This window comes from Streptomyces sp. NPDC050528, assembly GCF_044457795.1.
In the GTDB taxonomy this organism is placed as follows: domain Bacteria; phylum Actinomycetota; class Actinomycetes; order Streptomycetales; family Streptomycetaceae; genus Streptomyces.
In genome coordinates, this window is record NZ_JBITHH010000001.1 from 974,194 (window position 1) to 987,275 (window position 13,082).

The window sequence follows — 13,082 nt, forward strand, 5'->3', positions numbered from 1 at the left end:
AGATGGCGAAACTTTCAACTAAAGTTGCAGCAATAACGGAAGGTGACTCAGATCACATCAACCAACTTCCGCAACGGCGTAATCAAGTGCCCCTCCGCGCGCTCAAGGAGGGTGAGTCGGCACAACCGGCCGCCGCCCCGCCCGAATCGGAGACCACCCATGCGCCACGTCACCCTGGAACAGCCCACCAGTGCCCGGCTGCTCGCCGACGACGACCAGGAGCTGGCCGTCACGGTCACGCTCCGCTACTCCTCCGGCGACCCCTTCGCCGTCCAACTCCTGTTCCCCGCCTGGATATCGCTCGACGGCAAGAAGGTGACATGGACCTTCGCGCGGGCACTCCTGGAGGAGGGCCTCGCCGCTCCCGCCGGGATGGGCAACGTGCACATCAGGCCCTACGGCCCCGCCCACACGGCCGTCGAGTTCCACTCGCCGGAGGGCATCGCGATGATCCGCTTCGACACGGTCGCCCTGCACCACTTCCTGCGCCGCACCTACCGGGTGACCGAGCCGGGCCGGGAAGCCCTGGAACCGTCCCTCGACCGGGGGCTCGCCTCGCTGCTCGACGGCGCGTGAGGCCGACGGCCCCGTTTCGGTCCCCTTGCGATTGGCATATTCTGCGAGACCTCTCGATGTGATCGAGACCTCTCGATGTGATCTGGTTCGCCGGTGCTCCTCTGGAGAAAGCAGCCCCCCATGAGTGAATCGCCGCGCCCCGCGTCCCGCATGTCCACCCGTGCCGTCGTCATCGGCGGCAGCCTCGCCGGCATGCTCGCCGCGGCGGCCGTCCGGGACCATGTCGACACCGTCGAGATCATCGAGGCGCACGGCCTGCCCGAGGGTCCCGAGGCACGTCCGGGTGTGCCCCAAGCGGCGCATTTCCACGTCCTGTTGTCCGGCGGGGCCAACGCGATCGAGGAGCTGTTGCCGGGCACGGTCAAGGAGTTGCTGTCCGCGGGCGCCAACCGGGTGCCCATGACGACGAACATGCTGATCCACTCGCCCGAGGGCTGGTACCGCCGTTGGCAGCGGGACAGCCACTATCTGATCACCGCGAGCCGCGACCTCACGGACTCCGTCGTCCGCCGCCAGGTGGTGAAGGACCCGCGCGTCAACGTACGCCCGCACACCAACGTCACTGCCCTGCTGGGGAGTTCGGACCGCGTCACCGGCGTACGGCTGCGCGCGGCGGACGGCACCGAGACCGGCCTCACCGCCGACCTGGTGATCGACGCCTCCGGACGAGCGTCCCGACTTCCGCGCTGGCTGGGCGAGTTGGGCGCCCCGGGCCCGGCCGAGGACCGCATCGACTCCGGTATCGCGTACGCCAGCCGTATCTACCGCGCGCCCGTCCCCACCCACAACTGGCCCGTGATCAACGTCCAGGCCGATCCGCGCTCCGGCGAACCCGGCCGGACGGGCGGCATCGTCCCGATCGAGGACGGCCGCTGGCACGTCAGCCTGATCGGCACGCCGGGGGCCCAACCCACGCGTGAGGCCGCCGAGTTCGAGCCCTACGCCCGCACCCTCCGCCACCCCGTCGTCGCCGACCTGCTGGCCCACGCCGAGCCGCTCACGGACGTCGCCCTGACCCACAGCACGGTCAACCGCCGCTACTACTACGAACGTCTGAAGTCCTGGCCCGAAGGCCTGGTCGCCCTGGGCGACTCGGTCGCCGCGTTCAACCCGGTCTACGGCCACGGCATGTCGGTGGCGGCCATCGGCGCCGTGGCCCTGCGCACCCGCCTGACGTCCGTGGGCCTCGCCGACGGCCTCTCCCGCAAGGCACAACGGGCCATCGCGAGACCCGTCGAACTCGCCTGGAGTCTCGCCGTGGGCCAGGACATCCACTACAGGACGACACAGGGCCGCACCGCGGGCACGGCCGACCGACTCCTCCAGCGCTACGTCAGCCGCCTGTCCCACACCGCGACGGGCTCGTACCGCGTGGCCACCGCGATGACGGAAGTCCTGACCCTCCAGTCCCCCGGCACCGTCCTGCTCCGCCCAAGTGTCCTGGCAGCGGCGGCAATTGGGCCACTACGGCCGCAGCTCGACGGGCCAACGTTCACGGGTGGGGAGCTGCGGTTGCTGGCCGATGCCGGTATCGCGTTGCCGTGGATGGCCCGGTAGCGCGCCGGAGTTGTCAGTGGCGGCTGCTTCCATGAGGTCATGAGCACCGTGTACGAGGCCGCCGCCCTCCTCCCCGATCCCGCCGAACTCCGCGTCCATCTGCGGGCGTTGGCCGTCCTGGACGCCACGATCGGCGACGATCCGCAGTTCGTCCAGTACGTCTTCGACACAGGCTGGGGCCCCGGCACGGAAGCGGCCCTGATGGACAACGGCTCGGGGGACGACTTCTCGGTCCTCTTCGCCCCGGCCGGCGTGCTCATCCGCGGCTTCGACCACGAGTCGGCGATGAGCCCGTACGGGACGGACGACGAGGAGGTCTGGCCCGGGGTCGTCGACGAAGTGCCCGCTGTACTGCGTCCGTTGCTGGACGATCCGGCCTTCCGCGACGAGGGCCCGGACGTCACCCGCGTCACCGTCTGCCTGTGGCGCGAGACCGGCGACACCGCGTGGCGCGCCGGTTCGGCCATCGACTTCCCCGTGGGTGACGCGGACCCGGACGGTTCCGACTTCCTCTTCCACCTCCTCACCGACCGTTCCCCGGAGACCGTCCAGGCCCACTTCGAGGACGACTACGAGCGCCCCGTCCCGCTCGACGCGGTCCGCCACGTCCTCGCGGGACACCCCGTGACCCCGGCGATCGCGGCGGCCCTCAGCCCGGCCGGGGTCAACTAGCCGTACAAGAGACCGTGGGCCAGGTCCAGTTGCCGTTCGGCTGGATGGTCACGCCCCAACTGTTGCCCGCGCCGTTGGGTTTGGCCGTCAGCACCTGGGAACTGGGGTACGTGGCCGCGATGTTCCAGGTGGCGATGATCTTCGCGGGCGACGGGACGTTCATCGTCACGGTCCACGCACTGGAGCCGGTGACCGCGACGTTGAGGTTGTACCGGTCGCTCCACTGCGTACCGGCGGACAGGGTCGCCGTGCAACTGCCGCCGCTGCCACCGCCGTTGCCGCTGCCGTCGGGGGCCACCGCGCGGCCCGTGGTCGGGGAGATCATTCCGGCGCAGAGGTTGCGGGCGGCCAGGCCCTGGGCGATGCGCGGGATCGCCGCGACCGTGTTGGCGGGCCAGTCGTGCATGAGGATGATCTGGCCGTTGGTGAGCCGGGCGGCCGCCGCGACGATCGCGTCGGTGCTCGCGCCGTTCCAGTCCTGCGAGTCGACGTCCCAAATGATCTCCGTGAGACCGTACTTGGCCTCCACGGCCTTCACCGTCGCGTTGGTCTCGCCGTACGGCGGACGGAACAGCTTGGGGGTGCCGCCGCCCGCCGCCGCGATGGCCTGCTGGGTCCGGGAGATCTCCGAGTCGATCGTCGCCTGGGTCTGCGTGGTCAGATGCGGGTGCGTGTAGCTGTGGTTGCCGACCCACATACCGGCGTCGACCTGCGCCTTGACCTGGGCCGGGTACGCGGCCGCGTACTGACCCTCGTTGAACATCGTGGCCCGAAGACCGTTCTGCTTCAGCGCGTTGAGCAGGGTGGGGGTGTTGCCGGACGGGCCGTCGTCGAAGGTGAGCCCGACGTAGCCGCTGCAAGTGGCTGCCTGAGCGGGGGTGTTGACACCGACGGCGAGGGTGCCCGCGGCGGCCAGGGCGACCACGGCCAGCCTGGCGACCAGGGGCCGTAGGGATCGTAGGGCGCGCAATGAGAAGACGTTCGGTGCGGGTGCCATGTGAAGTGGTCCTCCAGCCTTGGGAGTTGGGTGGGGACGGTCAGTTCGCCGTGCAGGAGACCGTGGGCCAGGTCCAGTTGCCGTTGGGCTGGATGGTGGCGCCCCAACTGTTGCCCGCGCCGTTGGGTTTGGCGGACAGCACCTGCGAACTCGGGTACGTGGCCGCGATGTTCCAGGTGGAGAGGACCTTCGCCGGTGACGGGACGTTCATCGTCACGGTCCAGTTGCTGGAACCGGTGACCGCGACGTTGAGGTTGTACCTGTCGCTCCACTGCGTACCGGCGGACAGGGTCGCCGTGCAGCCGCTGGTGCCGCCGCCCGAACTCGTCCCGCCCACCGTGATGTTGGAGTTGCCGCTGCTCTGGTAGCCCTCGGTCGCGAGGATCATGTAGTAGCTGAAGCTGCCGAGCGGCATGCCGGCGCGGGCCCAGGCGTCGAAGTGGTTGCCGGTGGTGATGGTGCCGCCGGTCCGCTTCGTCTGCCGCACGCTCCAGTACTGGTCGAAGGTTTTCGTGCCCTCCACCGAAGGGGCGTTGTAGCGCGTGGTCTTGTAGATGTCGTACGTGCCGCCGTCACTGGTGACGGTGCCCATGTATGTGCCCGTGGGCCGGTAGGTGCCCCAGTTGTCGACGATGTAGTACTCGACGAGCGGGTTCGAGGTCCAGCCGTACAGCGACAGATAGCCGTTGCCGGACGGATTGAAGGTCCCCGAGTACGTCACGCTCCGGCGCCCGCCGGTGCTCCAGCCTTTGCCGGCCACGAAGTTGCCGGTGTTGCTCCAGCTGGTGCTGTAGTTGCCGCCGGAGCCGAGGTTCATGGAGACCGACCCCTGGGAGTCGGTCCAGAACGAGTAGTAGTAGCCGTTGTTGGTGCCGGTCTGGTTCGTGGTGACGACCGTGTCGGCACGGGCGGTGCCGGGCAGGGTCATCAGCGCCAGGAGGGCCAGCAGCAAGGCGCAGGCTCCGCTGACGGAGAGCCTTAAGTGTTTCGACGTGCGTGCGGGTGTGTTGTCCATGGCGCGTCAGTTTTGGTCTGCCCCTGCCAACTGTCAATAGTTTCGGTGCCGAGTACGAAATATTCGCCGCTCGCGAATGCGGGACGCTTCGTCTAATTCCCCAGCTCATAGCCACTATTGAACGATTCACGCCGGGAGGTCGCCCATGGATCGCCGACAATCAAGATCCGACCGTCGAATGTTTTCGCCCGAATGTTTCGAAGAATTCCCCGATCATACGGCCCGCTATCCCACGGTCGCCGAAGTCACCGGGTCCGCGCGGCAGTTGGTCTCCCGATATCCCGCGGCCTGCCGACTGCGCCGGATCGGCAGCTCCCGCGCGGGCCGCCCGATCCTGATGCTGTCCGTGGGACACGGCCCGCACCACGTCCTCGTGGTCGCCGGACCGCACCCCGACGAGCCGGTCGGCGGCGCGACCGCGCTCGTGCTGGCGGAGCAAGTGGCGCGCGGAGAGCGGCCGTTCGCGGCGACCGACCCCGCCCTCGCCACCTGGGACTTCGTCCTGTGTCTCGACCCGGACGGCGCGGCCGTGAGCGAGGCCGGCGCCGAAGAAGCCACGGCCGCTCCCGCGACCGTCCCCACCCTGCGGACCTACTACCGCACCACCTACCGCCCGATCGCCGCCGAGCAGCCGGAGTGGGCGCCGATCGTCGGGTGCCGACTCCCCGAGAGCCAGGCCCTGTTCGCGGTGATCGACGAGCTCCGTCCCGTCCTCCAGTGCTCGCTCCACAGCACCGACATCGGCGGCAGCTGGGTCCAGTTGACCGCGATCTCCCCGAACTGGCCGCACCCTTCCGCCGATCCGCCGCGGAACTCCGCATCCCCCTCCAGCACGGCACGTACGACGCCCTGTACTGGGAGAACCCCGGTCCCGCGGTCTACGTCCTGCCCCCGCCGGACAACACCGCGCGCCTCGCGGCCGGTTCGGAGAACATCGGGGCGTCGACCTGGTGCGCGCCCGCGCGGTACGGCGGAGTCACCGCGATCGTCGAAGTCCCCATGTGGGCAAGCGACTTGGCCGAGGACCTGTCCCCGTACCCGGATGCCGAGCACGCGCTCCGCGAACTGGCCGACCTGGTCCTGGACGGCGGGCGTCAGGTGACCGCCGTACTCGACAAGGCACGCGTCTTCCTGCCGTCGCCTCAACACGACCCGCTCAGGCGGGTGGTGGAGTGGATGGCCGACGGCCTCTACGAGATGGTCGCCGACTCCTGGGAACCACTGGCCCGTCAGGCAGCCGCCGCGTCGACCGCCGACGACCCTCGACACCTGACGACGGCCCAGGTCGCGGCCCTGAACATCGTCGCCCGCCGCCAACCCGTCCGCGCGGCAGGCCTGTTGCTACGGCTGCTGAAGGCATCGGGCGACAGGGCGGCCCCGGCGCTGTACCGCGAACTCGACGAACTCTTCACCGCGTGGTGCACCGACGCCGAAGAAGCCCTGCGCGTGCGCTGGGTACCGGTCCGCCACCAGGTGGAACACCAGGCGCGCACGGTTCTGGCCGCCGGCGAGAGCGCGTTGACGGCGCTTCGCTGAAACGCGTGACGGACCGGCGCCCTGAGAGGCCCTCCCCCTCACCGCCCCCCGGCCAGCAGCGCCGCCACCCCGGACTCGTACCGCTCCTCGAACGACGTCGGCGCGAGATGGCCGGCCACGCGGTGGAGCGCGGGGTGGGTCGTCTCGGAGATCGCGCGCGCCAGGACGTCGCCCAACGGGCGGTGATCCAGGGCCTGTTCCTCCTGGGTGAGACCGAGGGCGAAGTAGACGAGCGCCCACGCGGTCCACGCGGCCTTGCGCTCGTCCAGGCCGGAGGCGAGCAGCGCCTCGACCAGGCTCTCCGCGAAGGCCAGGGTCATGGGCTCGGCGGCGTAGGTGCCGACCACGAGGGCCGCGCCGTCGCGGTAGGACAGCAGGGCGCGGCGGAACCGGCGGGCCAGTTCGCGGGCGCGTTCGGCGGGGACTTCCGGAAGGTCAGTGAGCGGAATCTCGCCAAGTACGGCGTCCGCCATCAGCTCCAGCATCCGGGCCTTGGTCTTCACATGCCACTGCACGGTGTTGATCCGCACGCCGAGCCGGTCGGCGACCGCGCGCGTGGACACCGCGTCCAGGCCCTTCTCGTCCAGGAGGGCCAGACCCGCGCGGATCACCGTGGCCGGATCCAGTCGGTCGCTCTGTTGCTTGTTGGTCACCGACCTAGTTTACTGCACTCAAAGACTCTAGGTCAGCGACCAAGAAATGGGTGATCTCATGAGCGCACAGCAGGCGGCAGCGCGGCAGGCCGGGGCACAGCGGGTGGAAACAGAGCAGGTCGTGATCTCCGGAGGCGGCCCCGTCGGCCTCTGGCTCGCCGCCGAGCTGCGGCTGAACGGCATCTCCGTCACCGTCCTGGAGATCCGCACCGAGATCGACAACCGCTCCAAGGCGCTCACCGTGCACCCGCGCGGTGTCGAGGTGCTGGCCTCGCGCGGGATCCACCAACGCTTCCTCGACGAGAGCCTGAAGATCTCCACCGGGCACTTCGCCAACCTGTCCAACCGGCTCGACTTCTCGGTCATGGACACCCCGTTCCCGTACACGCTCTTCATCCCCCAGGCCCGTACCGAGGCGCTCTTCGAGGAGTATGCCCGCGGGCTCGGCGCGACGATCCGGCGCGGGCACCGCGTCACCGGCTTCACCGAGGACGCGGACTCGGTGACCGTCCAGGTGGAGGGGCCGCAGGGGCCGTACGAGATCGAGGCGGAGTACATCGCGGGCTGCGACGGGACGCGGAGCACCGTGCGCGACGTCGCCGGGATCGAGTTCCCCGGGACGGACTCGCGCTATCTCGGCTGGCTCGGTGACGTCCTCTTCGACAACCCGCCGGCGCCCGGCTTCAACCGGTTCACCGAGCGCGGCGGCCTGATGATCGTGCCGCTGCCCGACAACCGCTGGCGCATCGCGGGCACCAGCCCCGACAGCGCGACCACGGAATGGCCCGGCGACTTCACGATGGACGAGCTGCGGCAGAAGGTCGTCGACATCGCCGGCGAGGACTTCGGCATGCGCGACCCGTCCTGGCTCTCCCGCTACGGCAACGCCACCCGCCTCGCCTCCCACTACCGGCGTGGCCGCGTCGTGCTCGCCGGCGACGCCGCGCACCAGCACTACCCCACCGGCGGCGTCGGCATGAACGTCGGTTTCCAGGACGCCTTCAACCTCGGCTGGAAGCTGGCCGCGACGATCGACGGCTGGGCCTCGGAGGGCTTGCTGGACAGCTACCACACCGACCGTTACCCGGTCGGCGAGCAGCTGATGGAGCACAGCCGCGCGCAGACCTACCTGTTCCACGCCTTCACACCGGAGGGCCTCGCCCTGCGCGACCTGCTGAGCCGAATGGTCCCGGAATCACGGGAGTTCAGCGACGTACTCGCCGGCCGCCTCACCGCGCTCGACGTCGCCTACCCGAGCGCCGACCCGACGGCCCACCCGGTGACCGGAACCCGCGCCCCCGACTTGCCCCTGACCAGCACGGACGGCACGCTGTTCGGCGCGCTGCGGGCGGACGCGTACGTCCTGCTCGACCTGACGGAGAGCGGCGCGCTGGCGGACCGCGCCCAGCGGCGGATCGCCGTGCACACCGGGGCGCCCGACCGGACGCGGCCCGCGTGGGCGGACGTACGCGCCGCCCTGGTCCGCCCCGACGGACATGTCACCTGGGCGTGGACGGACGAGGACGACACCAAGCTGGCGGCGCGGGTGGACGCCGTCGTCACCACGACCCTGGGCCTCTAGAAGGGACCGGACACAAGAGACAGGAAGGGACAGGACTCATGGATCTCGGACTGAAGGACAAGGTGTACGTCGTCACCGGCGGCACGCGCGGGCTGGGCTACGCCATCGCCCGCGAACTGGTCGCCGACGGCGCCAAAGTGGTCGTCACCGGCCGCGACGAGAAGCGCGCGGCGGAGGCGGCGGCCGAGCTGGGCCCGGACGCGGCCGGCGTCGCCGTGGACAACTCCGACCCGCAGGCCCCTCGCCAACTGATCGCCGCGGCACGGAAGTTGTTCGGCGGCTTCGACGGCATCCTCGTCAGCGTCGGCGGCCCGCCGGCGGGCGATGTGGCGGCCACCACCGACGACCAGTGGCAGACGGCGTTCGAGTCGGTGTTCCTGGGCGCGGTACGGCTGGCCCGGGCGGCCGCGGCGGAACTGGGACCCGGCGGAGTCATCGGCTTCGTCCTCTCCGGCACGGCCCACGAACCGGCCCCCGGCATGGCCATCTCCAACGGCCTGCGCCCCGGCCTGGCCGGCTTCGCCAAGTCCCTGGCCGACGAGTTGGGCCCCCGCGGCATCCGCGTCGTAGGCCTGCTCCCGGGCCGGATCGCCACGGACCGTATGCGCGAACTGGACGGTCTGGCCCCCGACCCGGCGGCCAGGCAGGCCGCCAACGAGGCCGCGATTCCGCTCGGGCGGTACGGATCGCCGGAGGAGTTCGGCCGCACGGGCGCGTTCGTGCTGTCGCCGGCGGCTTCGTATGTCACCGGGGTGATGGTGTCGGTGGACGGCGGGGCGCGGCGGGGCTTCTGACAACTGTCGACCTCTGGCAACTGTCGGGGAGCGGATGCGGGGCGCGGGGGCGCTTGTTCAGTTCACCCCGCGCCCCTTGGCGTTCCCGTGCGCTGGGGCGCTTGATCGGTTCCCCGCGCCCCTTTGCGTATCCGTGCGCTGGAGCGCGTACGCCCGCGCGGAATCGAAGCCGGAGCGCGAGCCGGAGCCGGGCTCGGGCGCCGCACACCGGACCGGCCGAAAACCGTCAAACGGTTCTTGCCGAAAAGCAGCCAACGGGCCACGGAATGAGCACAATTGGGATTGTCAGCAGTTCTGCTCACATAAGGGGGAATGAGCGGTGACGCGTGTTGTAGGCATCGATCTCGGGACGACGTACTGCGCGGTGGCGGTGGCCGACCGTTCGGGACGGCCGTCCATCGTCCGCAACCGGGAGGGCGAGAACATCACCCCGTCCGTGGTGATGTTCCAGGGCGACACCGTGGTCGTCGGCTCCCAGGCGAAGCGGTCCGCGGCCACGGCGCCCGACCACGTCGTGCAGTTCGTCAAGCGCTACATGGGGGAGACGAAACCGGTCTACCACTCGGAGTCCGGTACGGCGTACCGGCCCGAGGAGATCTCCGCCCTGCTGCTCAAACGCCTCAAGGAGGACGCCGAGATGATGCTCGGCGAGCCGGTCGAGCAGGCGGTCATCACCGTACCCGCGTACTTCGACGACGCCCGGCGCAAGGCCACGCAGGACGCCGGACGGCTCGCCGGTCTCGATGTGCTGCGGATCGTCAACGAACCCACCGCGGCCGCGCTCGCCTACGGCCTCGACCAGTCCGCCGGCGACGGCCGGGACGACGGCGAGGACATCGGCACCGTGCTCGTCTACGACCTGGGCGGCGGCACCTTCGACGTCACCGTCATGCGCGTCGAGGACGGCGACTACACGGTGATCGCCACCGACGGCGACCGCAACCTCGGCGGCTTCGACTGGGACGGCGCCCTGATGAACCACCTCAACGGCGCGTTCATCGCCGCGGGCGGTCCCGACCTCACCGAAGACAGCGCGCTGCAGGCCGAGTTGCGCGACAAGGCGGAGATCGCCAAGCGCACCCTCTCGAACGCCCCGCAGTCCGTCGTGATCCTCTCCGCCGGTGGCCGCCACGAGCAGATCCGGGTGACCCGCGAGAAGTTCGAGGAGATCACCGCCGACCTGCTCGACCGCACCCGCATCATCACCGAGGGCGTGCTGGAGGAGGCGGGGCTCGGCTGGTCCGGCATCGACCGGCTGCTGCTGGTCGGCGGCTCGACGCGGATGCCGATGGTGCAGGAGCTGATCCAGCGGCTGGCCGGGAGAGAGCCCGAGCGCGGCATCGCCCAGGACGAGGTGGTCGCGCTCGGCGCCGCGCTGATCGGGCTGGACGCCGCGGTGCGTGCCGAGGACGCGCAGGAGAAGCGGAAGTACGTCGGCGGCGGCGCGGCCGTCGACTCCGCGCCCGGCGACGGCCTGGCCCGCCTCACCAAGGGCAAGGTGAAGTCCATCAAGGACGTCACCTCGCAGTCGCTCGGCATGATCGCGCTCCGCGACGCGGACCTCGACGTCGAGTACAACGCGGTGATCATCCCGCACAACACGCCCGTGCCGGCCAAGAAGAGCGACACCTTCCACACCGTCGCCGAGCAGCAGAGCCGGCTCAAGGTCCAGGTGACGGAGGGGGACGACGAGGACCTGGAGTACGTGAAGACGGTCGGGGACGGCACGATCGACATCCCGCGCTATCCCAAGGGCGCGCCGTTCGAGGTGTCGTACTCCTACGACGTCGACGGCGTCATCCACGTAGAGGTGAAGGACGTCACGACGGGCAAGTGGCTCGGCGAGTTCGAGCTCGAACGCCCGGACAACCTGAACGCCGCCGAGCTGGCCGAGCTCGGTGACCGTGTCGCCCGCATCCCGACCCTCTAGGTCCTGACCTTCCAGCGGGAGCCGGCAGCGATGACGACCGAGGACGTCCCCGACTACTACACGGAGTTCCAGATCGACCGGTCCGCGTCCGCGGACACGGTGAAAGGAGAGCTCGACAAGGCGTTCCGCACCTGGTCGAGCCGGGCGAGCCGGGCCCCCGACGCCACGAAGCGGCGGGAGGCCGAGGACAAGGTGGAGCTGATATCCCGGGCGCGGCACGACCTGCTCGACCCGGCCCGGCGCCAGGACTACCACCGAAGACTGGACCAGTCGCGACAGCGCCGGAGCGCACCGGAGCCGATGCCCGGACCGCAGACACAGCCTCGACCGCACCCCACCCTGGGCGGCCGGGACTGGGTGGGACACGCCCGCAGCATGATCAGCCAGGGCAATCACGAGGGCGCGCTGTACGAGCTGCGGCAGGCCGTGCACTACGACGACGGCAACGGCGACGCCTGGCGGCTGCTCGGTGCGGTCCACGCCGGACAGGGTCAGTGGAAGGACGCGTTGCAGGAGTTCCAGCGGGCCCGAGAGCTGTACCCCCGCGACGCGCTCACCCACACCCTGATCGCCCGGGTGCACGAGGCGCGCGGCGACACCACGACCGCCGCCAACTGGCATCTGGAGGCGGCCCGGCTCGCGCCCGACGACACGGACGCACGGGTCGCCGCCGCCGACAGCCTGTACCAGGCCCAGCGGTACGACGAGGCGCTGAGCAACTACGAACAGGCCCTGGCGAAGCGGTCCGGCGACCCGGCCGTCCGCGACCAGATCGGCCGCATCTGGTCGCTGCGGGCCGAGGGCGCCATGGTCTATCACCCGGCCAGGAGCCGGTACGTCATCGCCTCGGAGGCCGGCGTCCCGTTGGTCACGCACTGCGTGGAACAGGCGCTGGCCGTCGGCATCACGGACCCCGGACTCGCCGACCGCCTGAACGGCTACCGGGCCGAGGCGAGCACGGCACTCGACAAGACCTGGCGCTGGCACAACAGCATGGCCGTGATCATGGGCATCTGCCTCCTCGGCCTGGCATACGACTCGACCCCGCTGCGAGTGCTGCTCGTAGCCGGACTCTTCCTGCTGCCCTTCGTGATGGGGGTCAAGCCGCGTTGGCAGCACACGTTGAACGACCTGCCCCCGCACCAAAGGCCGCAGATCAGGAGCTTCTCATGACCACTCCACCGCACCCGCCCCAGCCGGAGGACCCGCCCGTCCCCCAGCCCGTGGCGCCGGCCGAGCCGCCGCCCGGCCCGGCGGCGCAGCCCGACCCGTTCGCCGTCGTGGCCGACGCGGTCGACGGCATGCGCGACGAACTGGCCGCCCTCGGCGACCAGTTCCGCCGCCGGCTGCTCAACGACCGGGAGGTCCGCCGAAGCCTCGACGGACTGCTCACCGAGCTCGACCACGCACACCAGGCCGCCGAGGGCCGCGTCGTACAGCCGCTCCTCTACGACCTCGTCCTCCTCGTCGACCGGATCGAACGGCAGGCCACGCAGGACGACGCGTTCGTCGGCTCGGTGGCGGCGGAGCTGTTGGCCGTGCTGGAGAAATACGGCATGACCCGTATCCCGGTCACCCGCAACCCGTTCGACCCCGAGACGCAGGAGGCCGTAGGGGCGCTGGCCGCGCTCTCCCCGGAACAGAGCGGGGAGGTCGCGGAGGTGGTGCGGCACGGCTACCGGATGGACGCGCGTATCGTTCGGCCGCAGCAGGTGCGGGTCTATACCGAGCGGTGAGGGGCCGGAACTCGATGTCGCGGACCGATGCGGT

Annotated in this window: 11 protein-coding genes and 1 pseudogene; 9 read left to right on the forward strand and 3 right to left on the reverse strand. The window is 70.3% G+C overall.

Annotation, left to right across the window (positions count from 1 at the left end):
* Positions 1–159: 159 nt before the first annotated feature.
* The 3 genes from ACIBK4_RS04435 (at position 160) to ACIBK4_RS04445 (ending at position 2,805) form a co-directional block, all read left to right on the forward strand.
* A complete protein-coding gene (locus ACIBK4_RS04435) occupies positions 160–576 on the forward strand; it encodes an SsgA family sporulation/cell division regulator (RefSeq protein ID WP_366431426.1) in 417 nt (138 codons plus the stop codon).
* Positions 577–696: 120 nt separating this feature from the next.
* Entirely contained in the window at positions 697–2,133 is a 1,437-nt protein-coding gene (locus ACIBK4_RS04440) for an NAD(P)/FAD-dependent oxidoreductase (protein ID WP_398991984.1), read from the forward strand.
* 39 nt (positions 2,134–2,172) lie between these two features.
* A complete protein-coding gene (locus ACIBK4_RS04445; RefSeq protein ID WP_398991986.1) occupies positions 2,173–2,805 on the forward strand; it encodes a hypothetical protein in 633 nt (210 codons plus the stop codon).
* Here the strand turns inward: ACIBK4_RS04445 and ACIBK4_RS04450 are convergent.
* Both ACIBK4_RS04450 and ACIBK4_RS04455 read right to left on the reverse strand, forming a co-directional pair.
* On the reverse strand, positions 2,798–3,802 hold the full coding sequence (locus ACIBK4_RS04450) for a polysaccharide deacetylase family protein (protein ID WP_398991988.1): 1,005 nt from the start codon (positions 3,800–3,802) through the stop codon (positions 2,798–2,800). The two genes, ACIBK4_RS04445 and ACIBK4_RS04450, sit on opposite strands and share 8 nt — an antisense overlap.
* A 40-nt stretch (positions 3,803–3,842) precedes the next feature.
* Complete coding sequence (locus ACIBK4_RS04455) at positions 3,843–4,817, reverse strand: glycoside hydrolase family 11 protein (protein ID WP_398991990.1); 975 nt, start codon at positions 4,815–4,817, stop codon at positions 3,843–3,845.
* A 178-nt stretch (positions 4,818–4,995) separates the two neighbouring features.
* Here ACIBK4_RS04455 and ACIBK4_RS04460 point away from each other — a divergent pair.
* A pseudogene (locus ACIBK4_RS04460) lies at positions 4,996–6,353 on the forward strand (M14 family zinc carboxypeptidase).
* Positions 6,354–6,391: 38 nt separating this feature from the next.
* Here ACIBK4_RS04460 and ACIBK4_RS04465 read toward each other — a convergent pair.
* Positions 6,392–7,006 carry a TetR/AcrR family transcriptional regulator C-terminal domain-containing protein gene (locus ACIBK4_RS04465; RefSeq protein ID WP_398991992.1) on the reverse strand — a complete coding sequence of 205 codons (615 nt, stop codon included), beginning with the start codon at positions 7,004–7,006 and terminating at the stop codon, positions 6,392–6,394.
* Positions 7,007–7,064: 58 nt separating this feature from the next.
* Between ACIBK4_RS04465 and ACIBK4_RS04470 the strand changes: the two genes are divergently transcribed.
* The 5 genes from ACIBK4_RS04470 to grpE all read left to right on the forward strand — a co-directional run bounded on the left by ACIBK4_RS04470 (position 7,065) and on the right by grpE (position 13,048).
* On the forward strand, positions 7,065–8,588 hold the full coding sequence (locus ACIBK4_RS04470; RefSeq protein ID WP_398991994.1) for an FAD-dependent monooxygenase: 1,524 nt from the start codon (positions 7,065–7,067) through the stop codon (positions 8,586–8,588).
* A 38-nt stretch (positions 8,589–8,626) separates the two neighbouring features.
* Positions 8,627–9,382: an SDR family oxidoreductase gene (locus tag ACIBK4_RS04475; RefSeq protein WP_398991996.1), complete on the forward strand. Its 756-nt coding sequence runs from the start codon at positions 8,627–8,629 to the stop codon at positions 9,380–9,382.
* A gap of 319 nt (positions 9,383–9,701) precedes the next feature.
* Positions 9,702–11,312 (forward strand): Hsp70 family protein, encoded by a 1,611-nt coding sequence (locus tag ACIBK4_RS04480; RefSeq protein WP_398991998.1) that lies wholly within the window; start codon positions 9,702–9,704, stop codon positions 11,310–11,312.
* Positions 11,313–11,342: 30 nt separating this feature from the next.
* The gene (locus ACIBK4_RS04485) at positions 11,343–12,485 is read left to right on the forward strand and encodes a tetratricopeptide repeat protein (protein WP_398992000.1); all 1,143 of its coding nucleotides are present in this window, start codon (positions 11,343–11,345) and stop codon (positions 12,483–12,485) included.
* Positions 12,482–13,048 carry a nucleotide exchange factor GrpE gene (gene grpE, locus ACIBK4_RS04490; protein WP_398992002.1) on the forward strand — a complete coding sequence of 189 codons (567 nt, stop codon included), beginning with the start codon at positions 12,482–12,484 and terminating at the stop codon, positions 13,046–13,048. Before ACIBK4_RS04485 ends, grpE begins: the two co-directional genes overlap by 4 nt.
* The last annotated feature ends 34 nt before the right edge of the window (positions 13,049–13,082 follow it).